General features: G+C 70.9%; 1 protein-coding gene. It reads right to left on the bottom strand.

Features of this window, described 5'->3' with window-relative positions:
• Positions 1-70: 70 nt before the first annotated feature.
• Positions 71-419, bottom strand: a 349-nt coding sequence (locus tag GRC12_RS45100; RefSeq protein WP_208786162.1) for a hypothetical protein, incomplete at its 5' end; no start/stop codon positions are given.

Raw genomic sequence — 419 nt, 5'->3', positions numbered from 1 at the left:
GTCATGGGGGGACCGTAGGGGGCCACTAGGCCAGTTCCTGTCCTACAAGTCCCGGTTCCTGTCCCGCACATCAGTCGGCGCAGGCCTTTCGGACGGCGCGGTCGAGGCTGTCGGACTGGGACTCCGTGGGCACCACCGGGGCACTCTCCTGGCCTCGGGCGTTGCGGACGAGGACGTACAGCAGGGGCGTCCCGCGAGGTGGGCGGCGGCCGTGGCAGAAGACGATGAAGCGGGTGTGCAGGGCGTGGGCCCGACCCGGCCGGAGTTCGAAGCCGGGGACGGGCACGACGGACAGGAAGACGAACTGGCCCTCGTAGCGGTCCCGCATTCCCATGTAGGTGACGCGGGAAGCGGCCTCCGCGCGCAGGGTCACGGGGAAGTCCTGGTCGAGCCCGGCGGGCAGGCCCACGTCCGTGATC

The sequence above is a fragment of the Streptomyces griseorubiginosus genome (genome assembly GCF_017614965.1).
GTDB classification, from domain to species: Bacteria; Actinomycetota; Actinomycetes; order Streptomycetales; family Streptomycetaceae; genus Streptomyces; species Streptomyces griseorubiginosus_B.
Note: the sequence above shows the minus strand (reverse complement) of the source record. Positions and strands in the feature narration are given on the sequence as shown.